The sequence below is a fragment of the Aurantimicrobium minutum genome, assembly GCF_029892845.1.
Classification (GTDB): domain Bacteria; phylum Actinomycetota; class Actinomycetes; order Actinomycetales; family Microbacteriaceae; genus Aurantimicrobium; species Aurantimicrobium minutum_B.
The window spans coordinates 224,193-248,640 of sequence record NZ_JARXVT010000002.1; the positions used below are offsets into that span (position 1 = coordinate 224,193).

Genomic DNA, 24,448 nt, shown 5'->3' on the forward strand with positions numbered 1-24,448 from the left:
ACCCTGAAGGATGCGGTTCTTGTTACTTAAACCCTTAAGCGTTGGATGACGCGAGCTGGTCAAGCAGCTCGTCACCTGGCTGTGCAGGAATCATCTCAGCAGAGATTTCTGCGCGGCCCAAGAGTTCGTTCATGCGACGCTGACGGGTGCGAGGAATGATGGTGACCACCGTTCCCTGCTTTCCCGCACGACCGGTACGACCGGAGCGGTGCATGTAGGTCTTGTACTCATCTGGAGCATCGGCCTGGATAACCAGGTCAATGTCATCGACGTGAATACCGCGGGCTGCAACGTCAGTTGCAACAAGCACGTTCACGCGGCCACTGGTGAGCAGCTGCAGGTTACGAGTACGACGCGACTGGTTGAGGTCACCGTGCAGGCTGGTTGCGGGGATACCTGCATCCTCGAGCTGGTCAGCAAGCTGCTCAGCATAAGCACGGGTGCGAGCAAAGATCAGAGTCTTTCCTTCACGAGAAGCAAGCTGCTCGATCACCATGGGCTTGTCGCGGTGCTCAACAACCAAGACGCGGTGGTCAATGGTCGAGGAAGCTTGGTCTTCACCAGCAACTTCGTGCACAGCAGGATCCTTGAGGAATTCCTTCACGATCGCGGCAACGCCCTTGTCCAAGGTTGCCGAGAACAGCAGACGCTGTCCGTCTGCCTTGGTGGCGCGCAGGATGCGCTGCACGGGCTCGAGGAAGCCCAAGTCGCACATGTGGTCAGCCTCATCCAGCACCGTGATGGTGATGTTTCTGAGGTCAATGTGACCCTGCTCGACGAGGTCTTCCAGACGACCAGGAGTCGCGATGATGATGTCCACGCCACGGCGCAGGCTCATGACCTGCTTGTGCTGAGGAACGCCACCAAAGATGGTGGTGGTGAAGAGACCAACCGAGCGAGCAATGGGCTGCACGGTGCGGTCAATCTGCATAGCGAGCTCACGGGTAGGAGCCATGATCAGGGCACGTGGAGCACGGCCCTGCTTGCGGTCCTTGCCACCGTTGTTCTCCATCAGGCGCTCAACAACAGGTGAACCGAAGGCAATGGTCTTGCCCGATCCGGTCTTCCCGCGGCCAAGAACATCCTTACCGGCGAGAACGTCGGGGATAGTTGCAGCCTGGATAGCGAAAGGTGCAGCTGCACCCATCGATGCGAGCTGACGGCAAATGTTGTCACCAAGACCGAGGTCAGCAAAACTCACGCCATCGACATCAGCTGCAGTGGTTGCCTGAGCTTCGAGACGCTCGAGTACGACGTCCTCTTCAGGAGTGAAGCGTGCCTTCTCGTCCTTTGCAGGGTAGAAGTCTGATGCGGAACGACGAGGAGCTTCGTCCTTGTTGTAACGGGGACGGTCTCCACCAAAGTTACGTGCGGGACGGTCGTTGCGATCACCATACGATGGGCGGTCTCCACGAGGAGCACGATCACCGAAAGCTGGGCGTTCAGAACGCTCGCCACGGTTGTAGGCGGGACGGTCGTTACGGTCACCGTAGGAAGGACGCTCAGAGCGTTCTCCGCGGTTAAATGCTGGGCGTTCGGAACGCTCACCACGGTTGTACGCCGGACGTTCATTACGGTCGCCGTAAGAAGGACGATCTCCACGAGGTGCGCGGTCTCCGTAGGAGGGGCGCTCGCCACGTGGTGCATCGCGGTCAAAGCGTGGGCGCTCTGTGCGGTCACCATACGCGGGACGGTCTCCGCCACGGTTGAAGGCGGGACGCTCAGAACGCTCGCCACGGTTATACGCGGGACGTTCATTACGGTCACCATACGATGGGCGGTCTCCGCGAGGAGCGCGGTCTCCGTAGGAGGGGCGCTCGGAACGCTCACCACGGTTGTATGCAGGACGTTCATTACGGTCACCGTAGGAAGGACGATCTCCACGAGGTGCGCGATCTCCATATGCGGGACGCTCGGAGCGATCACCGCGAGGAGCGCGGTCACCGTATGCGGGACGCTCTCCTGCTGGTGCACCACGACGTGCGTCGCGGTCTTCGCTGTTCCAACGGTTCTTGCTTGGAGCCTCAGTGGACTCTGCGCGGAATCCGCGGTGGCCTGGGCTGCGAGAACCTGCGGAAGGACCGCCGGTCTTCTTCGCGCCGTAGCGGGGTTCAAAGTTCTTAGCCGGACGACCGCCGGCTGGTTTCTTGTTCTTAGGCATGACATTTTCTCTGGGTTGGATTCAAAGCAAAACAGCGCACAAACGCGCTGGTAAGAACCCGGGCAGTCTATGGCCGGGACCGATTCACATTGAGTGACTATCACCAACACGATTGTTGGGGAACCGGCCCACCTGACTTACAAACCCATCTGCACCACTGTGCAGTGTCAAGAGCCGACCTCTTGACTATACGGGAGATGCCGCAAAGGTTCAAGAAAAAGTTTAAGGTTTAACAAAAACTTGCTTAAATTTATCGAAACTGTAGAGTTCTGAAAATATTGAATTGAACAATAGTGTGTGAAAGGCTCATCACTATGTCCGGGAATAAAAAATACAGGCCACTAAAGAAGTGGGAACGCATATGTATCCCAATCTGTGGAGCTCTTTTAGCAATATTCACGGGACTTTTTGCTCAACTTTGGATGCTCTCCATACAGCCTGATTGGCTGATACAAAGTTTTCTTCTATACGTGGTTGCAGGAAGTGTCGTGCTTTTACTTGCGGGGCTTCTCGTACAACGGATTACTGGAAAGAAGCAAATTGCTAACTTGCTAGAAGGAATATTGAATAGTTTGCCTTGGTAAAACATTTGCCATAGCCATAGGTACGAGTTCCCAGCCGGAGACTTCAACAATCCGGGATAGAACTCACGCGGCAGGTTCAGCCCATTTAGTATTGGTCATTTTTCCTACTAAATCGGCGGATCGCTACCAAGAGTGCAATTGAAGTCAGCGCAAGAATTCCAGCTAGTATTCCGATGACCTCCGCAAAAGGCATAGGCCCAGCGGCGTTCAATAAGATTCCTCCGACAGGGGCAGTAATCGGAAAATATATAAGCCAATACATCCAACTGGAAATACTTCCGTTCAAAATAGGCTGAGCAATCGCCACAGGCAAAAACAATAAAATGATCAGCCCGCTAAAGAAAGGACTCGCCTCTTTCGCTGTGGCCACAAATGCTCCTACAGCTATCAGAATTGCCATCATTAGTACCATCCCGCTAATCGCAAAAGATGCACCCACTAGCCATCTAAGCGGCTCAACATCAGACGAGAAAAACTCCTGTAAGCCAAGTTGATCTCGCAGAAATATAAGGCTGAGCACGAAAGGAACGGCGAATAAAAATGCCTGAACGACTCCAACAATCAGTAGCGCAAACATCTTAGCTAGCAAGAATGTTCGGGGCTTGACCTCCAACAGAAGCACCTCTAGTACCTTGTTCTCTTTTTCCTCCACCAGGGCATTCATGCCTAAACTCCCGACAACCGAAGATAATGAGAGTAAAAGTACGACAAAGAGCAGCAGTGCAACTGAGGGAACTGGACTTGCTGAGAATCCATCTCCGACATCGACCAAATGCCTAAACGTCAACGCTCCCGAGGCAGTTGCGATGAGGTTCGGTTCAGCGATTGCTATTCCGGCAGATTCCAGCAACTCCCCTCTTATTTGCGATTCAACACTTGCGGAATTTGAACTTCCCTGTAGGGAATACAGATCAATCGAAGTTGCTAAGGCGCTCGGAACATGCACGAAGTATTCAATATCTTTACTCTCGAGAAGTTCCTTACCCTGCTCAAACGTTCCAATATCGACAAAAGACTCTTGAAGCCCCTGTGTCGTTAGTAGCCCCGATTCGTCCCACACACCAATCGAAATAGTCCCTGTTTCAGAGATTGGCTTCGATGTCGAGACAGACAACATCAGAACTCCGAACACGATGCTCGGAACAAAGATTGAGACCAGCCAAAATGTTGGTTTACGTATGGATCGTGATAGCTCAAAACCGAAAACCACCAAAAATTTCTTCACCGAGCACCACCATATTGAGCGGTATAGATTTCTGCCAAAGTAGGAGCTTTGTCTTCGAACTCCCGCACCTGAACCCCGATTTCGATTAAATGCGCCAACATTTCCTGAGGTGCTAATCCAATTTCGAAGAAAATATCAGTAATTTCAGTTCCGATGATTTCTTGTCGAAAAAGTGTAGTTTCAGGAATTTCACCGGTATGTGCTACCCGAAATCGGTGTTCCGACACAAAAGCCTGCCGTACTTTCTGCAGTGACCCCTCAATTGCAACTTGACCCTCGTTGAGAAACGCAATGCGATCCGCAAGTACAGCCACCTCATCCATATCATGTGACACAAGCAAAATTGCGGCCCCTTCTGCTCTACGCCTACGAATGGCGGAATGTAACAGCTCTCGCGCGATTGGATCGAATCCCTTTGTCGGCTCGTCCAAAATAATTAACGATGGATTACCGAGAAGTGCTATTGCAAGCTGCAGACGTTGCTGCTGTCCCCCTGATAATTGATCAACTCGTTTCGGTAGAATTCCTTCGAGTTGAAACTCGGTTACCCACGCATTAAAAACTTCTTCAGCACGGGAAACAGCTTTGAGTTTGCTGAAATAACGAACTAGCTGCAGTGAGCTTTCCTTCCGATACAAACCGCGTTCCTCGGGTAAATACCCAATGTTTGTGTTGTCTGATTTGGGGAAATGTATACGTACCGTGCCTGAATCGGCTGCGTAAAATCCAAGAAGCGTGCGAATGAACGTAGTTTTTCCAGAGCCATTGGGCCCTAGGAGTGCAATTACTTCCCCTCGTTTTACTTGGAGAGAGAAGCCATCAAGAACTTTCGTTCCAGCAATTCGGACATTGAGTAATGATGCATCAACAGCAAGATCGGAAACCATTTTCTTAAACCCCCTTGAGCTGACTTAACAACAATCGCTGAGAATGAACACGGTAGCGCCGCACCGACAATAGCGAAATGACTGTCGTCCACAGCGCTAAGAAAGCTAATGACAATATGTACACAAAAATATCCGGAGTGTTGTCCAGCACTCCCCTTATCGCCAGAACAGGAGCTACGACGAGCAGTAAGTATCCCAACTGCGTAATCAATAATTTGAAAAAATCAGACTGGTCACGAAATGCATATGGAGTGCGCCCATCAGTTGCACTACTGAACTGAGAAACTAATGTACTTGAAGGAATTGCAACCACCCAAGTACAAACTGCAAATGCTATTGAATTGACAGGGTCCGGAGCATTCGGCTGAAACTGAACCAAAAAAGTTGCTATGAAAGCAGAAGCTACTGCAACAATCGCCGGTTTCCTCCACCGTTTTACGAAATCATTTATGGGATGCCTTGCTGCTGTAATTACCTGCCAAATTGCCACCCCCTCTCGCGACAACGCGTTCGCCATAGGAATGAAAAGAATGATTACGACTGCTGCAGCTGCAAGATTAGAGAACCCGATAAAAGAAAAAACCGGCACACAGATTAGTAATGCGATGACTGGTTCAATAAATGTCGCATATCTCCAACGAGTTGCTTCATCACGAGCGGCAAAAGGGTTAGTGTCTGGGCGTCTCCGTTTCGAATAATCTCGAGAAAACGCACCAGCCCCAAGCGAGCGAGAACCGCTTGTATAACTACGTAGAAACAAGATAAGTGATAAATAAAACGCACCGAAACCGTAAATAAGCAAAGAGAAGTTCAAAAATTCACGAGAGCTACTCTCGACTTTTTCAAACACGAACAAAACTGCCCAGCCAACCGAGATCGTTGCCCACGCAATATATACGAGAGTTGATTTTTGCTGCTTGTTTGAGAATCGCTGCTCAATCTGAATTGTTGAAGTAATCATTGGTATCGCCAAGATCAAACTTGCTAGGGCGAATATTTCCACACCGCTTTGAGCCTTCGATGCAAATCCGGCAAAGAAACAAACAGCTAACGCAAAACGGAAGGATAAATACTCCGAAAATAAGACGCTCGTCAAAAAAACCACCTTACTCATCCCTATACCGCAAAGAAAATCAATAATCGTGGCCTTCTGAACTTGCACCCTAGTCGCAAAAGCTACAACAATTCCCGAGATACCGACAAGCGCAATATTTTCAGCCAAAGAGCGGTACGAAGCCCCCCATTCAAACAAAACGAACCCCAACACTAAAAAGGAAATAAATTTTGGCGCAGACAAAACGGTTTTGATTCCAAAAAAGCGCCGCCACTTATCTCGCAGTATGAGCGCGAGAGCCAGCCTCACCAAATAGTTTCCACCTCGTTGCTATTGTGTGCCGTCAACTCAGTAAACCATTCTTTTAATTTTCCAACATGATTCCAAGGTGTGATCTGAACCGTTGCGCGTTTCGAGTCCTTCGTCAGGCAAATAACCTTTGTAGCGATTGATTCTACGAGATCCAACTGGTGAGAAGTAAAAATTATTCGCGTTCCAGCAACAGACGCTGAGCGCACCGCGTTCAGCATCTGTTCTAGAGCGATGGGGTCAACAGATTCGAAGGGTTCGTCAAGCAAAAGGTTTGCTGGCCGATGCGCAATAGCAAGGGCAAAATACACCCGCTTTTTCGTACCTGAAGAGAGCACAACGACAGGCATGTCCCGAGCAGATTCCAACCCAAAATAATTTATTAATTGCCTCGCGCGAGCCTTTGCTTCTGAAGCTTCCAACCCATTCAACAACCCGCCGTTATAAAGTAATTCGAATGTTGTGAAGCTCTCAATACCTTTCAGTGCTTCGTCAACGAAGCCTAAACTTCCCGAAATCTCTGCGATGCCACTCGAGACAGGTAAAAACCCAGAAACAGCCCGGAGCAGAGTTGACTTGCCCATCCCATTCCCACCAATAATGGCGCAAATTTCAGACTCTGAAACATCAACAGAACCCCTGAAATCTATAGAAATCCGGCTAAGGGGTATAACTGGTGATCCGATTCTCATTTAGATTATTCCTTTATGGCCGGGTGGTGCCAGACATTGTTGGCACCACCCGATTCTCGAAACTATCGAGCTGATGATGCGCTAATAAAGACCCAAACAATACCGAGTCCGAAGCCAATAAGAATTGGAATCCACATACTAAAACCCTCCCTTCTAGCTGTATCCAGAGAATACCGAACTATCTTTTAAAAGTGAAGCAATCGACGAGACTCATCAATTTAGCCTGCGAAGCTCTATCGGTGCCTCATATATTTTTGCCCGCGTTAGTGCCACTGTTTGTGTGCATGGGTGTTGAATTATCTTTGCAATCACGTTGTGAGATCCCCGCGAAATATTCTCATGATTATCGTGGCCGTTCTAAAGCTGAAATGAGTGGAATTCAGGATCGAGTTGTCCAGGCCACGTAGTTGGTCCAGAGACAATGCCCGGAGAAGACTGAACCAATTAGCTAAACCTCGCAAAGCTCAGCCTGTTCGGAAACAACGCAGCCGTAAGTTCTTTTTATGTCTCGGTGAAACTGCTGCAAAGGCTGTGGTCTATCAGTGTCGCTTCCTGCGGGAAGTATTTGGTTCCTTCGGATCATTGGGGTTTTTCGACCTCAAATCCGTCGGCAGACGCAACAAAGCCCTGATAAATAACTTTTCAACTGGGCTTTTACGTCGGGCTGACTTGGCGGAGACGGCGGTGTCTGGTTGCAGGACATAGAAAACACATGTCCCAAGTCATAGGAAATAAAAACTGCTCAACTTGAACAACGATCAAAGCCAGCCTCATCATCACCGCCACCAACGCTGAAAAGATCACCCAGGCAGAAGCAGCCCGCCGCTACGGAGTCTCACCCCGCTGGGTTTCCAAACTCCTCTTGAAGCCTTTCCACAAGATAGTGTCTCAGTCCCGGCGACAACGGCGTGACGAGCAACCCCGTCCGTTTAGCTCCCTGACGTTGGGAACTATGGAGAACGTCCATCGGAGCGCGAGGCCTCCGTGCCCCAACCCCCAAGGGTCTTGCCCGTATGAAGATGTTGATGGGAGTTCGATGACGCTCGCTCCCAAGCGCCCGTGTGTAGGAGTCTGGGACTCCGTGAGTGCGTCATGGCTGCATCCCTAGTATACGAACTGGGTTGACTTCAGCAGTAGTCGTTCGTAGTAGTTCTCGCTAGCGTCCCATGAGAACATCGAAGGGTCGCGCTGTACTTCCTGCAGCAACTGGACCTTCTTCTCAGAGAATCCATTACCCATCGCCTTCGAGATCTCCTTCGCTGAGGCTCCCGGGAATGTGGGAAGACTAAGCAGGAGAATCGCGCGGGCAGTTTCATGCTCGCGGTGCGCCGCTCCGTTCTCAATCAGCGCCCCTGCCTGGTCAAGTAACTCCTGCTTAAGTGCGCTTTGAGCCTTCGGATCCTGAAACCGTCGAAGCAGGGTCAAAACTCCGAATGCGTCTAGATCTTTAACTGTCTTCTTTCGACGAGCAAGACAGGACCTCAGGTTTTCTTCTGAGACGTTCGGATCGACGAATATGAGACAGTCGAGGAGGAGCAAGGTATGTGCGCCAAACGATGCTTCATCTTTTACTGCATTGAGTTGTGCAATTATCTCGCGGGCAACTTTGTCAGAAAACTGGTAAGTTTCTAGGCTTCCAAATCCGTTCACTTCGAGCTCTCCCATTGAGGCGGCAACCATTCGCGTCAGCTTCACACTGTGGGATACCGAAGGAGCGCCTGAGTAAATAAATACAGCAACATCGAGAACAGCCACGAGGTATCTAATAAAAAGTAGTCGTGCCGCGTTGATCGCCTTGGAATCACCAGTCTCGGCGACCCTGCTCAGGTATCTCCGAAACTTTCGAACCGTCTTGTCGCGACGCCGGCCGAGCTCGTATAGGTATGAGTTAGCAAGCTCGCCGTGCTCGAGGCTTGTATCTATGAGGAGCGCCTTGTAATCAAGGATTGCCTTACTGGATGAGAAATGTAGCGTTGCCTTCGCCGGCTCCTCATCGGAGTCATACACGTACTGCGTCCGTTCTCTGAGATCTTCGCGAATCCTGACCTTAGCAACCGACATGTGCGACTGTAATGGTGTCTCAAAGTGTCGTAGTTTCTGTTCGTTTAGGTGAAGTTTGAATGATGCAAGCTGTGTAGCGAGGATCTCCTCAATCAGAGGCGCTTTATGCGAGTCGGCTAGGAACACGAAGTAATCATCGACGTACCGCATGATCTCGTAGTGCGTGCCGCGAAGAAGCTCAGCGTTGAGTAGTTCGCGCTCGATCCTTACGTCCACTTCCTGCAGAATTATCTCCGCAAAGACTCTTGAGAGTTCCGGGCCTATGATGATCCCGCTGGTCTCGGCGTAGTTAAGATACTGCATCAAGTGATCAAATCTGCCACCGAAGGTCCCCTTCGTCTCTTTCATCTTGTTCTTGCTCGCCCAAACGCCATTGGTCACCCATGACACGGTGTGCGTGTAAACGCTATCGAAGCACTTGGATACGTCTGCCCGCATCAGGTGGGGATACTTTCGCTCGCAGGCTTGGAACTCCGGGGATGAGTAGAAGCGATTGATGTTGTTGTATCTGCGATAGCTGAAGTATGAGGAGACGTGTGCATATTCGAGGTCCGATTGCTCAACGCCATACGACTCTCGGTCGAGGATGCCATCGAAGACGGAATCGGTCATGGCCTGGAGTCGTGCCACCTTGTGAGGGTGTCTTATCGAGAAGCTGCTGCGGTTCGTGTAATAGAGGATTGAGTCTCGGTTCTCGTGGACGAAGGATGCCATCTGCACCATCGAGTGAGGGTGTGGAACTGATAGCTCACGCGATTTTCCATTGTTGCGTCTTGATCGAAACTTGTAGGGGTGTCGAAGGTCAGGCCTACTTCGGACAAGTCCAGCGAGGTCGAACTCAATCCTCTTCTTATCGTCGAGGGGTTTTCCTGAGCCCAGGTTGATCGGGTCGAAGACGATATCGAGCCAAGACTTTTCTGCTTCACCGAGCCGCGCCTTTAGAACCGTGAATTTATGATCTCCGGTCCAGTTGAATTTGAGCCACCGGAGAAACTCGTAAAGTCGGGTGATATCGAAGGGTATAGGTACTTCATACGGCAGAATCTCGGACGTTAACGCGCGCAAACGGTCCCGCTTCACGGCACGGTACTTCATCGCGTTTGCCCCTTCCAGATTCCCATAATCTGTTCGATGCGTTTCTGGCGAAACCTGAGAAAAGTCTGGCTCGCAAACATCTCTACGAACGAGATTTGAGCCATTCTTTCGCGCATCTTGTCGGGCATCTTTGAAGCGTGGTTCTCGATAAAGGATTGCAAGATGCAGTCCAATTCGACAAGTTCTGCAGCATCCAGTGTGAGCGCGCTATTGGAAAAGTAGAGACCAATGGCGACGTTGTTCTTCGAGTTGAGAAGCTTCGTGTTACCTGCGAGATACCGTACCCGGTCGACAAGCAATCCGTTGTGTCCGTCATTCGGGTCGACCGCACTGGGGGACGTGGCCAGCCAGGCGTTTAATGCTTGCTCTAGCCGCACGGAGCGTCGTTTCTTGCGTTTGAATGTCAGTCCAGTGATGAGGCGTCCGTCGGCACGAGAAAATCGGTATCCGAGGTACTCGATCTGCTCACCCGGCAGATAGTCTCCGGCATCGTTTGTAGTGAGCTCGAAGGTCTTATCGTGGTTGAGTGTGAGTTGAAGAGAACCCAGCTCAGATACAACCAGGTCTTTGACCTCAGCAAGGTGCGTGGCGTTATCGAGGACCATGATGATGTCGTCTACGTAACGTGCATAGAAAAGCACTCCGGGGTGCGTCTTGAGCTTGAAGTCGAGGTTGCTGAGATACAGCTCCGCAAGGTGTGAGCTCAGGCCGACGCCTCTGGGGAGACCAATGTCGGCACCTTTGATTGATTCGTACTCGTGGAGCAAGCGCCGGATGAGTTGACTCGTGACTCTGTCTAGTTCGGGGAAGGCAGTGAGACGCTCCAGGAGAGTGCGGTGCGGGATGGACTCGAAGAACTCCTGGACATCGACCCTGTAGATGGCATGCAGGTATTTCTTGTCGAGGGTATCCTGGAGCGCCCTGATGATGCTGTTGCGGCTGGAAGTATCGATGCGTGCCGCACGTTTGACAGCGTCTGCTGCCTGTTTAGCCGGGAACGCGATTTCGGCCGCGGCGGCGGTTCGATAGGTGGGAGTCGACTTGGGTCCCACCTTTGGACCTTCCCTCAGTCCAAAGGTGAACTTGTCATTGGACAGCTGTTCTTCGAACCTAGAGAGAGCATCGTGCATCGCCGCTTCGACCGCTTGATCGCGCTCCCGGCGCAGTTCAAGCCGACCCTCACGATACGCCGTTCGGACTTCAACACGCGCGAGGTCGTCCCTCTCAAGTCTTTTGATCTCTGCAAGAAACCGTTCGCGCCGTTCGCGGAGAGCTCGAGTCGCGCGCCCCACATCTGGATGAAGACGGCTTATGTCCCTGCCTCGACGGTTCTCATTATCGGCAAGCTCGATGAAGCTTCGGAGTGTGTAAGGGATCGCTTTCATGTTGCTAAGCCGATCTGCCGCACGCAGTTTTTAGCAGCGACCTGGTCGCCAGTCGCGAAGAGCTCTCGCGGCTGAAAAACGTTCCCCAGGCGGGCGCGTTGTTTCTCGTCCTCTTTCGGGGCAAGTGTAATCATCAGTGATTCAGCCATTGACGGCCTCCGAAACCTTCTCCCAGGTGAGGGAATTCGGAGACCATTGCCTCTGGCCCACACTTCTTGCGAGAACCGGCTCCACGAAGTCCAAGCACGTTCCGAGCAAGTTAGCGAAGCTCACAGGGGTTGACTGCTCGAGTCGTTGTTTCTTCCGCCAGATTTCCCACTTACGTTGCGCGAGTGTTGGCATCTCTGTCAACAAAGGTCCGAGCGGTTCCAACTCAACCTTGCGGTGGTGAGCAACAACACTAATTGCTTCCTGAAGTTCCGCACCTTTGACAGTTCGGGAGTGGGCGATGGCCGCAATATCGGTGAAGTCTCGCCAGCGAGTGTTTTGCTCTCCTCGTTCGAGCGCGGTGACAATCTTTTCAGCCAGCACCATGTGGTCCGGATACCCAAGCAGCCGAAGAGAGCCACCCAACAGGAGCGGCAGTACGGCCTCTGTTGGTTCGGGCCAGATGGGGTCTCCGAAGTTTGCGTCGATGTGCAGCGCTACCTGCGCGGTCGCCAATAGGGCGGTCATCTTGACCCGCACACCGTTGTAATCGGCTTCGTCGCGGATCTGCTCTCCGCTGACGGAGTCGAGGTCGAACTCAAGACCATCGTCACGAGGAACGGAAAGGATATTTCTGACGCGTTTTTCAACCTCGGTGATATCGTTGTTGAACCCTCTCGCGGCGAAGTCGATGTCTCTGGTGGGTCGCCGATCAGTGAAGGCCGCCATAAGCACGCCACCTTTGAGGACGAAGTCTCCGGCAGATTCGGATGCTGAAAGCCGGGCAAGGAAACCTTCCAATGCGTACAGAGTGATGTACTCCGCAGGGTCGCGATTCTGTCGCTTGGCGAGGTTGCGGAGGTTGTTGTACGCGCGCCCCGCTGGGGTGTTTCTGGATGGTGTCGGCGGAGTCACAGGAGCACCTCCAACGCTTGCCGAATCCGAGGGAGCGCTTTCGGGAACGAGCCCGCAACTTTTAGCAGACCCGTTGGCGTATTCCCTCGTCGTCGAAGCCAACGTCGAAGCGCCTCATAGGCAACGTCGCTGCCCTCTTGGTGCATGAGTCGGAAGGTGTCGACAATGCTCCGCTCTGCGGAGTAGATTGCCACTTTGGCTCCTCCTCCCGCGTCCGCATGTTCACGCCCGATCGGGAAGGTTGCCGGGTCGAAGCTGTGCCAGCTCACGTTCGAGAGGCCGATGGGCTGGTGTGTTCCGCGTGGCAGCGCGATGTCGGAAGCGAGCGGAATCGCGTCGCTGAGGTCGTGGTGGACGAGTGCGCTCGTCAGGCATAGCGTCGCGTCTTCGCGGATTGCGGTTGCCACAGCAAGCGCGGTGAAAGCAGGCTGGAGCACTTCTGGGCACACATAGACGCCCCGCCCCACACGCTCAATCTCGTCTCGTTCGAGCAAGGAGTACACCTGATCCCTGGTCAGACCCGCTGCGCGAGCGTCTTCGAGAGTGAAAACTGGCGCAAGTCCGCGTATCGACATCCCAACCTTCTAACTCTTGACACATCAATGGTACCTGTGGAGAGCTAGGCGGGCAAGAGTAAGTAAGTGTGCCAATGGGCAAACTGGGATTATAGGCCAAAACGATCAGACCTAACACGCGCGTCATCCTGCTCATCGACGGACTAGAAATCAGAGTCGTTGACCAACAAACAGGCGATCTAATACGAGAACTCACCCTCGACACAAGCCGGGATTATCAACGCCAGAAATGAAAGAAACACCTGAACCCGTGGGTTCAGGTGTTTCCGATGTCTTGCGACATCACATGGCGGAGACGGCGGGATTTGAACCCGCGGTCCCCTTACGAGGACTCCACCTTAGCAGGGTGGTGCACTAGGCCGAACTATGCGACGTCTCCATGTATTTCTGCAAGCAGAAGTACCTCAGCAATCATACCCGGAGGATTTCGCCGGGAATAATCGAAGCTTTATTGCTGGTCGAGCGTGCGGCCTGCGGAGCAGGTGTATTGACCTGCGGTTTGACCGTTCACGGTGTCAGGAAGGACAGCAACTTCAGGTGCTGGAGTAGCAGCAGCTGCGGAAGGGGCTGCTGTTGCACTCGACGAAGAGGAAGCAGAAGGACTTGGTGAAGCCTTGGCTGCTTTGGCCGCAGCTTTAGCTGCTGCTTGAGCAGCGGCTGCTGCCTTTGCTTCTGCCTCTGGGTCAGCAACTGAACCGTTTCCAGTGGTTCCCGAAAGTCCCACGGGCTGATCAGCCAAGATTGCAGCAAATAGTGCGTCTGCCTCTGCCTGGTTGGGTTGAACCTTGCCTGAGTAAACACCTTCACCACCGGTTGAACCGGGGTATTGAACAAAGACGATGTTCTCGAGTGGGATGTCCTTGAGAGCCATCGCGATCGAGACCATGGTGTCGAGGCTGTTCAAGCTGTTCGACAAGGTCATATTAGAGATTGCTGCCTTGGCAAGGCCAAAGAGCGCAACCGGGTTGGTCAGAGTCTGGGCACTCTTGAGCTTGCGCACGAGAGAAGACAAGAAGACTTGCTGGTTGCTAATACGTCCCAAGTCACTACCGTCACCCACGCCGTGGCGGGTGCGGAGGAATTGAAGAGCTTCAAGGCCGGAGAGGGTGTGCATTCCTGCATCAAGGAAGGTCTGGGTGTATTCGTCCTCAATGGGTTCAGCAACACAGACCTCAACGCCGCCGACAGCATTGGCCATCTCGATCACGCCATTGAACTGAATCATCGCCGCAAAGGGAATGCTCAGGCCGGTGAGTTCTTCAACGGTGAGTACAACACAGGGAAGACCGCCCTCGTTAAGCGAGCCGTTAATGGGGCCGGTCCAGCCACCGCCGCTGTACCCGTCGCCATCAGCGTCAGGGCACTCGGGGTAGGGAACTACAAGGTCACGAGGAATAGAGACCACGGTTGCGTTGGTGTGGTCAGCAGAGATGTGGAGCAAGATGTTGACGTCGTTGAGCGTGCTACCTGGGTCCGCGTCGAACACATTAGCGTCGGTACCCTCACGAGAGTCACTACCAACCAGCAGGAAGTTCACGCCACCTTCGATGGCCCCAATGTCTGGGATCTTCTGATCGTTCGCCAGTGCCACACCTGCATTGGCACTGCGGGTGATGTCCCAGAATGCAATGCCGGCAATAGACAGGGTTGCGACCAGGACGACTGAAAGTCCTGCAGCGATGAAACCAAGTATGGTGCGCGAGCCCTTTACTGGGGCAACGCGACCGTGACGAATGGCAGCACGAGCAGAGCGAATGCGGCGTTGGCGTGAAGCCTTTTCTTCGCTCATCTGCTCCCCTGACATCGGCGGAAATGAATCTATGTGGCGGAGGGCGTGGGATTCGAACCCACGATGCATTGCTGCACACTGGTTTTCAAGACCAGCTCCATCGGCCGCTCGGACAGCCCTCCTTGTTGTCTTCCAAAGAAAACAACTTGATGAGTCTACCCGAACTGCTCAGATAAGCGTTTCAGAGCATCCTGTGAGAGCCCTGTTAGTGGGTTAGGGAAGTTTATTGAGGGCTTCAAGCAGGCCTAGATCCTGCACATTTCCGCAGACTTCGTTGGCAACTTCCTTGATTTCAGGCTCTGCGTTGCCCATGGCAACTCCGCGGCCGAGCTCAGCTGCCCACTCAATCATCTGGATGTCGTTATTGCCGTCACCGGCAGCAAAGATACGAGAACGAGGGAAACCTAGAGCTTCGCGCACCTTCTCCAATGCAGAAGCTTTACTCACACCCTCAGGGGCAATATCGAGCCAAGCGGCCCAACCAATGGTGTAGCTGACCTGTTTGAGACCAATACGTTCGACGACCTGAAGGAAGTCTTCGGTGTCGTGATCAGGAGAGACGACGACCACGCGTGTGGCATTGAGATTGAGTAAACCGTCAAAATCAACCTGATGAGCCAGCAGGTTGGGGTCCACGCCAGGAATAGGTTCGGTGTAGTAGTAGTTACCGTCCTCATCCTCAACCGCATAACAACCTTCGGGCAAGTGGCCCTTGATCAGCTTGAGAACCTTTTCAGGATTGAAAGTCTCAACGAAGTGCTTCACATAGCCGTCGTCAGCAAGAGGATCACGCTTGAGCAGCATGGCTCCGTTTGAACTCACAACATATTCAGGCCAAATGTCGAGTTGCCGTAAAACTGGAATGGTCTCCACAAGTGAGCGCCCAGTAGCGAGCATGACTTCGTGACCTCTGGCGGCAGCTGCACGAACAGCGTCGACAACCTCCGGCGCAACATCGCCGCGATGGGTCAGCAGGGTGCCGTCAACATCGAGGGCAACAAGCCACCGGTCTTCAGGTGCAACCTGGGTCACTGCTGACACTTAAGCGCCCACCGGAGTGATGACACTCATTCCGCCGAGATAGGGGCGAAGGGCTTCAGGAATAATGACCGAGCCATCTGCCTGCTGATGAGTTTCCAGAATGGCAACCAACCAGCGCGTGGTGGCAAGAGTTCCGTTGAGGGTTGCCACAGGAGCGGTCTTTCCGCTCTCAGTGCGGTAGCGAGTCTCGAGACGACGCGATTGGTAGGTCGTGCAGTTCGAGGTACTGGTCAGCTCACGGAACGCATCCTGGGTGGGAACCCATGCTTCAATGTCGAACTTGCGAGCAGCGCTGGAACCCAAATCTCCTGCAGCAACATCAATGACACGGTATGCCAGTCCGAGCGACTGGAGCATGCCTTCTTGCCACGCAACGAGACGGTCGTGCTCTGCCTCTGCTTCTTCAGGAGTTGTGTAGACAAACATTTCCAGCTTGTTGAACTGGTGGACACGAATGATGCCGCGGGTGTCCTTGCCGCTGGATCCGGCTTCGCGGCGGTAGCAGGTAGACCAACCGGCATAACGCAGCGGACCATTGGTGAGGTCGATGATTTCGTCAGAGTGATAGCCGGCGAGCGCAACCTCGCTGGTTCCCGTGAGATACAGGTCATCAGCGGGGAGGTAATAGATCTCGTCCGAGTGCTCACCTAAGAAGCCCGTGCCCTGCATGATGTCGGGACGAACCAGGGTTGGGGTAATCAGCGGAACAAAGCCTGCTTCGAGCGCACGGTCCAGAGCCAAGTTCATGAGGGCAAGCTCAAGACGTGCACCAATTCCGCGCAGGAAGTAGAACCTGGCACCAGAAACCTTGGTGCCACGAGTCATGTCGATAGCGCCGAGGCTCTCACCGAGCTCGAGGTGATCCTTGGGTTCAAAGTCGAAGGTGGGAACAGTGCCGACCTCGCGCAGGGTGACAAAGTTGTCTTCGCCACCAGAGGGAATGCCTTCGATGATGGGGTTCTGAATCTTGCGGGCAGCGTCGGTATAAGCCTCATCTGCAGCGGTTGCTGCAGCGTTGGCTTCTTTCACCCTGGCGGCAAGCTGAGCTACTTCAGCGAGAAGAGCCTTCTTTTCATCGCCTTGTGCCTGACCAACCTTTTTACTGAACACGTTCTGTTCAGCGCGCAGCTCTTCGAAAGCTGCCAGCGCAGAACGACGATCAGCGTCTGCCTGCAGGGCAACGTCTACGAGTCCTGGGTCTGATCCACGAGCAACCTGGGAGGCTCGAATAACGTCAGGGTTTTCGCGGAGCAATACTGGGTCAATCACTCACCCAGTTTACGGTGACTAGTCGCCGAGTATCTCCGCAAGCCAGGCGCGTGCGTCAGTGAAGATGCCATCCGCATAGCGCTTGGAGTGCTCTGTGGTGATCTTGTCCGCGCGGGGGTAGGACCCGAGGAAGATCACCTTGGGGCTGAAACGACGCAGGCCAAGCAATGCGTCCGCCACGCGCTCATCACGAGCGTGGCCTTCGGCATCGATAACAAAGCGGTAGCGACCGAACTCGTCACCAATCGGGCGGGACTGAATCAACGAGAGGTTCACGCCACGGGTAGCGAACTGCTCGAGCATTTCTAGCAAAGCACCTGAGCGGTCATCGGGAAGTTCCACAATCAAGCTGGTCTTGTCCGACCCGGTGGGTGCTGGAAGTTCTTTTGTTTTGCTCACCAAGACGAAGCGGGTCACAGCATTGGGGTTATCGGCAATTCCAGAAGCCAGTACCTCGACGTCGTAGTGACGGGCAATACCGGCAGGTGCGATGGCGGCATCTGCGGTGTCGTTTTCCAGCAGGCTGGCAGCAGCTGCCACGTTGCTGGAGGAAGGAATGTGTCCGTGGTGGGGAATGGCGTTCTCAAGCCATCCGCGGCACTGGGCATAGGCAACCGGGTGAGCGTTGACAATCTTCACATCGGCAAGAGAGGTTCCCTTGCGGGCAACAAGCTCGAACTCAACGGGCACGAGGTATTCACCAATGATGCGCAGGTTGGGAATGTTTGCCAAGGCGTCTTGGGTAGCAGTGACGCCACCTTCAACCGAGTTTTCAATGGCAATCATGGCTGCAACGGAGCGGCCTGAGACAACATCAGCGAGTGCTTCGCCCACGTTATTGACGGAGTGCCAGGTCTTTCCTTGAGCTTCAGGAACCTGTGCCAGGGCAGCTTCAGTAAAGGTGCCGGCAGGGCCTAAATAGCTATATGCCGGTGCCGTTGTTACTTTTTCTGAAGAACCCATGTCTCAAATGCTACCGGGGCTGACAAACTTAGCTTGTGACTAACCGCGCAGGAACCCAGGCCCTCCCTTCCGACCTCATCGATATCGATGCCCTCGTGAAGGCGTATTACGACCTCACCCCGGACATGAGCGTGCCCGAGCAGCGCGTGGTTTTCGGCACGAGTGGTCACCGCGGATCGTCCCTGAACGCAGCTTTCAATGAGCAGCACATCCTCGCCACCACCCAGGCAATCGTGGAATACCGTGCCTTGCAGGGCATTACCGGGCCTTTGTTTATTGGTGCTGACACTCACGGCCTGAGCCGCCCTGCCCAGGAAACAGCGCTGGAAGTGCTCGCGGCCAATGGCGTGCGAACCCTCAAGGATTCTCGAGATGGATTCACGCCTACTCCTGCTGTGTCACACGCGATCCTCGCCTATAACAACGGCGGTCACACTGATGAGGCAGACGGCATTGTGGTTACCCCCAGCCACAACCCACCCCAAGATGGTGGCTTCAAATACAACCCTCCTCACGGTGGTCCTGCTGACGGTTCGGCCACGAACTGGATTGCCGCTCGTGCCAACGAGCTCATCGAAGCAGGCCTGGCTGAGGTGAAACGCACCAACCCCGAAGGTCTCATCGAGGAGTATGACTTCCTCGAGCACTATGTTGCTGACCTCGAGAACGTCATCGACATGAAAGCAATTGCTGAATCAGGCGTCCGCATTGGTGCTGACCCCCTCGGTGGCGCTTCTGTTGCCTACTGGGCAGCCATCAAGGATCGTTACAACCTCAACCTCACCGTGGTGAACCCCAACGTCGACCCTGCCTGGTCATTTATGACGTTGGACTGGGACGAGAAGATCCGGATGGATCCTTCCAGCCCCAACGCCATGGCCTCTCTCATTTCCAAGCGCCACGACTTTGACGTGCTGACCGGAAATGATGCCGACGCAGACCGCCACGGCATCGTCACTCCTGATGCTGGACTGATGAACCCCAACCACTTCTTGGCAGTAGCCATTGAATACTTGTTTGCCAACCGTCCCGGTTGGCGCAAGGATGCCCGCATTGGCAAGACCCTGGTCTCTAGTTCCATGATCAACTTCGTGGCAGATGGCTTGGGCCGCGTGCTCTGGGAAGTGCCCGTCGGTTTTAAGTGGTTTGTCCCAGGACTGGTGGATGGCTCGGTAGGTTTCGGCGGTGAAGAGAGCGCAGGAGCTTCGTTCTTACGCAAGGACGGTACTGTCTGGACCACTGACAAGGACGGCATCATTCTTGCCCTGCTGGCAGCAGAGATCATTGCCGTCACGGGCAAGACCCCCTCGGTTCTCTATAAAGAATTGACCGTACGCTTCGGAGACCCTGCCTATGCTCGCGTGGATGCTGCAGCTGATCGTGAAGCTAAGGCTCGCCTCGGCAAGCTCAGCGGTGACGACATCACCGCCACGGAGCTTGCAGGCGATCCCATCATTGCCAAGCTTTCTCATGCACCTGGAAATGGCGAAGCTATTGGCGGTGTGAAGGTGGAAACAGAGTTTGCGTGGTTTGCTGCGCGACCTTCCGGCACCGAGGACGTCTACAAGATCTATGCAGAGTCCTTTAAGGGTCCTGAACACCTCAAGCTGGTGCAGGCTGAAGCAAAAAAGATTGTTGACGCTGCTCTGAAGGCTTAGTAAGTCGGTGCTGGCTCGAGACCAAAGAATTCCTCGAGTGTGGCAATGCCGTTGTTGTGCATTGCCCTCGATACTTCCGTGCCAACATAGCGGTAGTGCCAGGGCTCAAATTCGTAGCCAGTGATGTGTTCTGAGCCCAGTGGGTAGCGCAAGATAAACCCGTATTGCCACGCGTTGGTAGCTAGCCACTGTCCTGCGGCAGTGTCAGCAAAGCAGTTATACAACGCACACCCATTGCCATCATCGAGGTCAACAGCAAGACCTGTTTGATGCTCTGAGTGACCTGGCTTAGCTGAGTACTGGTTGGCTCGTTCTTCACCGTCTCGGGCAACGAAGTTGTTATAGGTCTGGTCTTGGGTGGCATAGCTGCGGTATCCACTGAGGATGCTCATATAGATTCCAGCATTCCCCGCATCGGTGGCTAGACGTTCAAGAGCGCCAGCGGCTTCAGCCCTGAGAAGCCGCGAGTTGGGATTGCCAATCACTCCAGGAAGAACCATGTCCCCTGCTTCATAGTCGAGCGGATTGAGTGGGCGATGCTTGTTCACCACCACCGTAAAGGATGCAGGATCGTCGAGGTTATATGTCGGTGTTGGAGTGGGAGTTGGGGTCGCTGTTGGAGTGGGGCTCACAGAATGCGTCGCGGTTGGCTTCGCCACAGGTGCTGTTGTTACAGCGCACCCAGAAAGCACCAACGCCAGTGGAATAAGCAGTGCGATTATTGCTCGAGTGCTCACGACCCTGTGTTCTCCGCGTCGTAGGAATCACGGTTTTCAATAATGAGGTCAATATTGTCGAGGGCCCAATCGGCGAGTGCCTTCACAGGAACAATCAGGGTTCGCCCCAGATCAGTCAGCGCGTATTCAAACCAGGGTTGAGGTCCGCTGTGTGCTTGGCGTTCAACGAGTCCATCGCGCTCTAGCTGGCGCAGGGTTACCGTGAGCATGCGCCGAGAAATCTTCGGGATGCGAACGGCAAGTTCTGTGTAACGAAGTGGCTGGTAACTCAAGATTCCGAGAAGAACCAAACTCCACTTGTCGCCGATATGGGAGAGCACAGAGAAAAAGACGTCTTTATCAACCTTGTTGATGCGCTCTTTAATGCCTGATAGTTCTTCGCTCATGTATTCACCCCCGGGAAATAATTAATGGACTTGTGAATCTAGGATACTATGAGTGACTTAGGTTACTTTTAGTAACCTCCAAACTTTTCTCAACCTAAGGCTAGGTATGTCCAAAACTGAGGCTCAGGCCATAGGCCAAGCAATTATGTCGAAGCGAGAAATCCTTCTCGTCATGATCGGACTCATGTCCGGTATGTTCCTGTCCGCACTGGACCAGACCGTGGTGAGCACGTCGATGCGCACCATCGCGGACGACCTGGACGGTATGTCTCTACAGGCGTGGGTCACCACCGCCTACATGATCATGTCAACCATCTCGACTCCGCTTTATGGCAAGCTCAGCGACATCTTTGGTCGTCGCCCGCTGTTCATCATCGCGATCTCGGTATTCGTTCTAGGTTCACTTCTGGCCGGAACCGCGGACTCGATGTATGCCCTTGCTGGTTACCGCGCGATCCAGGGTCTGGGTGCTGGTGGTCTGATGGCGCTGCCGCTTGCCATCATGGGCGACATGCTCGCGCCACGTGAGCGCGCAAAGTATCAAGGCTTCTTCCTCGCCGTCTTCGGTGTCTCCTCGGTCATCGGACCCCTCATTGGCGGTCTGCTTTCGGGTACTCCGGAAATCCTTGGCATCACTGGATGGCGCTGGGTCTTCCTCATCAACGTGCCTATCGGCATCGTGGCACTGGCTATTGTTCTCAAGGCCCTGCACTTGCCTAAGACTCACCGCCGCGTGCGCATTGACTGGTGGGGTGCCACAACGGTTATCACCGCCACCGTTCCTCTCTTGGTTGTTGCTGAGCAGGGCCGCGAATGGGGCTGGCTCTCCACTGCGTCCATCTCCTGCTACCTTGTTGGTGTCTTCTCGGCAGTTGCTTTCGTCATGATTGAGCGCTCAATGGGAGATGACGCACTCATCCCCATGAAGATGTTCAAGTCACAGACCTTCACCATGGCCACCATCTTGGGTGTGTTCGTGGGCTTCGGTATGTTCGGCGCGATGATGACCATTCCTCTCTACCTCCAGCTGGTCAAGGGTGCGACTCCCACAGAGAGCGGCCTTCTTATGCTCCCCATGATCTTGGGCATGATGATTGCCAGCATCGTGAGTGGTCAGGTCATGTCCAGGACCGGAAGCTACAAGTGGTTCCCTCGTTTTGGAACCGCGTTCATGATTCTGGGCTTCTTGCTCTTCACACGTCTGACGTGGGACAGCCCGCTCTGGTTCGTCATGATTGGCATGTTCTTCATGGGCGCCGGTCTGGGCCAGCTCATGCAGACCCTGACCGTGGCCAGCCAGAACTCTGTTGGCCCCCGTGACATTGGTGTGGCCACCAGCTCCTCCACCTTCTTCCGCACCATGGGCGGTACAGCCGGAACGGCAATCTTGTTCTCGGTGCTGTTCAACACCATTCCTGAAGCACTGAAGAAGGCATTCGAAACTCCTTCCATCACCGCTGGTGTTGCCAAGGCATTAGCTGATCCAGCCATTACTTCTAACCCCGCTAACGCAGGCATTCTTGCCGTCTATAAGGACCCCACCGCTGTGGGAACGTCCCTCGATGGCGACACTTCGTTCCTGGTGGGAGCAAATGAGGCATTGGCTAAGCCCTTCCTCGTGGGCTTCGCTGACGCAACGGTGACCGTCTACCAAATCGGCCTCGTTGTTGTTGTGATTGCCTTCATCCTGAGCTGGTTCCTCAAGGCAACCCCCCTTCGTCAGAAGTCCGCCATGCAGGAAGCAGCAGATGAAGATGCGGAACTCATTGCCGAGCGTTCAGCAGAGATGATGGGCTCCATGATGGAGCCTGGCACTGCAACTGGTGCAATCAAGCTCAAGGAAGCTGAAGCTCGTGAAGCGGCACGTGAAGCTCACAAGGCCAAGGCTGAGGGAAAGGCACAGAAGAAGGCAAAGTCTTCTTCCTAGTCACTCACTCTTTATTCTCTGCCCAGACAATGTCTGGGCAGAGTCGGTTAAACCAGTCGCGTGGTCTGAGCAATAACTGAAGGTGAGACGGGAGTTCCCTGAGGAGTCATCTCTGAAGCAAAGGGTTCACCGGCAACGATACGCAGCGGGAGAATTCCTGCCCAGATGGAGCGGTCATCTCCATCATCTTCGAATTCATCTGGTCCGGCGTCGCTGATCTTGACGCTGACTCGCTCCAGTGGAACGCGCAGCACCATCGTTGCGGCCAGTTCCTTTTTGGTGGTCTCGCGGACTTCTTCCCAGCGACCGGGCATCATGTGGTTGGTGAGAATGGCGAGAGCTTCCAGCTTCTCTTCCCCCTCAACCACGGTTGCGCTGCCCATGATCACAGCTGAGCGGTAGTGGATAGAGCTTTCGAAAGCAGAGCGTGCATAGACAAGGCCGTCAAGAAGTGTGACGGCAATCGAGAGCGGACGTCCATCCGACATCTCTCGGAAGATCCCTGACCCGGTCGAACCGTGAATCAGCAAGGTGTCGCCATCGCGACCGATACCGACGGGAAGAACGACAGGTTGATCCCCGCGCACGACAGCAACGTGGCCCACGATGGCTTCATCGAGGAGCGCATTCAGCGCATCGCGGTCAAAGACCTGCTTCTCGGGGATGCGCTTGACGCGGAGTTCTTCGGTGCGAGGAAGTTCAGCATTACTCAAAGAGAACAGCTCCTTCGTAAGGGGCGAAGCGCGACCGCATGACGGCGAGCGCTTCGGGGTTTTGATCAATCAAGATGAAATCGCGGCCGAGGGCGGCTGCAACCGCTCCTGTGGTTCCACTGCCTGCGAAGAAGTCGAGTACGGTGTCACCCTCGCGGCTGGATGCTTGAACAATGCGGCGCAAAATACCCTCTGGCTTCTGAGTGGGGTATCCGGTCTTCTCTTTGCCCGTGGGCGAGACGATGGTGTGCCACCACACATCTGTCGGGAGCTTTCCCTTGGCGGCCTTCTCTGCTGTAACAAGGCCAGGAGCCATATAGGGCTCGCGGTCTACCTCTTCAGAGTTGAAGTAGTAGTTCTTCGGGTTCTTCACATAAACCAAAATGGTGTCGTGCTTGGCGGGCCAACGGCCTTTAGCCTTTGCGCCGTAGTCATAAGCCCAGATGAGTTCGTTGATAAATGAGTCGCGGCCAAAGAGCGCATCCAGCATCACCTTGGCGTAGTGAGCCTCGCGGTAGTCGAGGTGAAGATAGAGCGTTCCGTCATCGGCAAGCAGTCGCCATGCTTCACGCAGACGTGGCTCCAGAAAAGCCCAATAGTCATCGAAGCGATCGTCATACTTCATCAAATCGCTGCGGGTGCGCTCATAGCTCTTACCCTTGAACCCGACCAGACCGCTCGTGGAGTCGTCAGCAGCAAGGACCGAAGTCACCTTGCTGCGACTCTGCTCACGCCCTGTGTTGAAGGGAGGGTCGATATAGATCAGGGTGACGGATTCATCCGGCAGGGTCGCCAAGACTTCGAGGTTGTTTCCCTCGATGATGCGACCGGTTGCTGAACTCACTTGCCCATTCTCGCAGTTATCGTCCTAGGCT

20 protein-coding genes and 2 tRNA genes are annotated in these 24,448 nt (G+C 53.9%); 2 read left to right on the forward strand and 20 right to left on the reverse strand.

Features of this window, described 5'->3' with window-relative positions:
- Positions 1-34: 34 nt before the first annotated feature.
- From M2118_RS03665 to pheA, 16 genes are all read right to left on the reverse strand, one after another.
- The gene (locus M2118_RS03665; RefSeq protein WP_280794584.1) at positions 35-2,161 is read right to left on the reverse strand and encodes a DEAD/DEAH box helicase; all 2,127 of its coding nucleotides are present in this window, start codon (positions 2,159-2,161) and stop codon (positions 35-37) included.
- Between the two features lie 669 nt (positions 2,162-2,830).
- Positions 2,831-3,970 carry an ABC transporter permease gene (locus tag M2118_RS03670; RefSeq protein WP_280794585.1) on the reverse strand — a complete coding sequence of 380 codons (1,140 nt, stop codon included), beginning with the start codon at positions 3,968-3,970 and terminating at the stop codon, positions 2,831-2,833.
- Positions 3,967-4,857, reverse strand: coding sequence for an ABC transporter ATP-binding protein (locus M2118_RS03675; RefSeq protein ID WP_280794586.1), 891 nt, complete (start codon positions 4,855-4,857; stop codon positions 3,967-3,969). Before M2118_RS03675 ends, M2118_RS03670 begins: the two co-directional genes overlap by 4 nt.
- 4 nt (positions 4,858-4,861) lie before the next feature.
- Positions 4,862-6,154, reverse strand: coding sequence for a hypothetical protein (locus M2118_RS03680; protein WP_280794587.1), 1,293 nt, complete (start codon positions 6,152-6,154; stop codon positions 4,862-4,864).
- 62 nt (positions 6,155-6,216) lie between these two features.
- The gene (locus M2118_RS03685; RefSeq protein ID WP_280794588.1) at positions 6,217-6,912 is read right to left on the reverse strand and encodes an ABC transporter ATP-binding protein; all 696 of its coding nucleotides are present in this window, start codon (positions 6,910-6,912) and stop codon (positions 6,217-6,219) included.
- A gap of 1,104 nt (positions 6,913-8,016) precedes the next feature.
- Positions 8,017-10,068 carry an antiviral reverse transcriptase Drt3b gene (gene drt3b, locus M2118_RS03690; RefSeq protein WP_280794589.1) on the reverse strand — a complete coding sequence of 684 codons (2,052 nt, stop codon included), beginning with the start codon at positions 10,066-10,068 and terminating at the stop codon, positions 8,017-8,019.
- Positions 10,065-11,453: an antiviral reverse transcriptase Drt3a gene (gene drt3a / locus M2118_RS03695; RefSeq protein WP_280794590.1), complete on the reverse strand. Its 1,389-nt coding sequence runs from the start codon at positions 11,451-11,453 to the stop codon at positions 10,065-10,067. Before drt3a ends, drt3b begins: the two co-directional genes overlap by 4 nt.
- Positions 11,450-11,602 (reverse strand): hypothetical protein, encoded by a 153-nt coding sequence (locus M2118_RS03700; RefSeq protein WP_280794591.1) that lies wholly within the window; start codon positions 11,600-11,602, stop codon positions 11,450-11,452. The genes drt3a and M2118_RS03700 overlap by 4 nt, the downstream gene beginning before the upstream one ends.
- A complete protein-coding gene (locus M2118_RS03705; RefSeq protein WP_280794592.1) occupies positions 11,595-12,515 on the reverse strand; it encodes a nucleotidyl transferase AbiEii/AbiGii toxin family protein in 921 nt (306 codons plus the stop codon). Before M2118_RS03705 ends, M2118_RS03700 begins: the two co-directional genes overlap by 8 nt.
- On the reverse strand, positions 12,512-13,090 hold the full coding sequence (locus tag M2118_RS03710; RefSeq protein WP_280794593.1) for a type IV toxin-antitoxin system AbiEi family antitoxin domain-containing protein: 579 nt from the start codon (positions 13,088-13,090) through the stop codon (positions 12,512-12,514). The genes M2118_RS03705 and M2118_RS03710 overlap by 4 nt, the downstream gene beginning before the upstream one ends.
- 287 nt (positions 13,091-13,377) lie before the next feature.
- Positions 13,378-13,469 (reverse strand) — tRNA-Ser (locus M2118_RS03715).
- Between the two features lie 69 nt (positions 13,470-13,538).
- A complete protein-coding gene (locus tag M2118_RS03720) occupies positions 13,539-14,879 on the reverse strand; it encodes an LCP family protein (RefSeq protein WP_280794594.1) in 1,341 nt (446 codons plus the stop codon).
- Between the two features lie 34 nt (positions 14,880-14,913).
- Positions 14,914-15,001: transfer RNA gene (locus tag M2118_RS03725), tRNA-Ser, on the reverse strand.
- Between the two features lie 91 nt (positions 15,002-15,092).
- Positions 15,093-15,920, reverse strand: coding sequence for an HAD family hydrolase (locus M2118_RS03730; protein ID WP_280794595.1), 828 nt, complete (start codon positions 15,918-15,920; stop codon positions 15,093-15,095).
- Positions 15,921-17,189, reverse strand: a complete 1,269-nt coding sequence (serS, locus tag M2118_RS03735) for a serine--tRNA ligase (protein ID WP_280794596.1) — start codon at positions 17,187-17,189, stop codon at positions 15,921-15,923.
- Between the two features lie 18 nt (positions 17,190-17,207).
- Entirely contained in the window at positions 17,208-18,152 is a 945-nt protein-coding gene (gene pheA / locus M2118_RS03740; protein WP_280794597.1) for a prephenate dehydratase, read from the reverse strand.
- A gap of 35 nt (positions 18,153-18,187) precedes the next feature.
- On the opposite strand from pheA, the gene pgm reads away from it, so the two are divergent.
- The gene (pgm, locus tag M2118_RS03745; RefSeq protein WP_280794598.1) at positions 18,188-19,810 is read left to right on the forward strand and encodes a phosphoglucomutase (alpha-D-glucose-1,6-bisphosphate-dependent); all 1,623 of its coding nucleotides are present in this window, start codon (positions 18,188-18,190) and stop codon (positions 19,808-19,810) included.
- On the opposite strand, the gene M2118_RS03750 is transcribed toward pgm, so the two are convergent.
- Both M2118_RS03750 and M2118_RS03755 read right to left on the reverse strand, forming a co-directional pair.
- Positions 19,807-20,547 (reverse strand): M15 family metallopeptidase, encoded by a 741-nt coding sequence (locus M2118_RS03750; protein ID WP_280794599.1) that lies wholly within the window; start codon positions 20,545-20,547, stop codon positions 19,807-19,809. The genes pgm and M2118_RS03750 overlap by 4 nt on opposite strands.
- The gene (locus M2118_RS03755) at positions 20,544-20,933 is read right to left on the reverse strand and encodes a winged helix-turn-helix transcriptional regulator (protein ID WP_280794600.1); all 390 of its coding nucleotides are present in this window, start codon (positions 20,931-20,933) and stop codon (positions 20,544-20,546) included. Before M2118_RS03755 ends, M2118_RS03750 begins: the two co-directional genes overlap by 4 nt.
- Positions 20,934-21,039: 106 nt before the next feature.
- Here M2118_RS03755 and M2118_RS03760 point away from each other — a divergent pair, with 106 nt between their 5' ends.
- The gene (locus M2118_RS03760; RefSeq protein WP_280794601.1) at positions 21,040-22,860 is read left to right on the forward strand and encodes an MDR family MFS transporter; all 1,821 of its coding nucleotides are present in this window, start codon (positions 21,040-21,042) and stop codon (positions 22,858-22,860) included.
- 47 nt (positions 22,861-22,907) lie between these two features.
- On the opposite strand, the gene M2118_RS03765 is transcribed toward M2118_RS03760, so the two are convergent.
- Together M2118_RS03765 and M2118_RS03770 are read right to left on the reverse strand one after the other, a co-directional pair.
- Positions 22,908-23,573, reverse strand: a complete 666-nt coding sequence (locus M2118_RS03765) for a pyridoxamine 5'-phosphate oxidase family protein (RefSeq protein WP_280794602.1) — start codon at positions 23,571-23,573, stop codon at positions 22,908-22,910.
- On the reverse strand, positions 23,566-24,417 hold the full coding sequence (locus tag M2118_RS03770; protein WP_280794603.1) for a DNA-methyltransferase: 852 nt from the start codon (positions 24,415-24,417) through the stop codon (positions 23,566-23,568). The genes M2118_RS03765 and M2118_RS03770 overlap by 8 nt, the downstream gene beginning before the upstream one ends.
- Between the last annotated feature and the right edge of the window lie 31 nt (positions 24,418-24,448).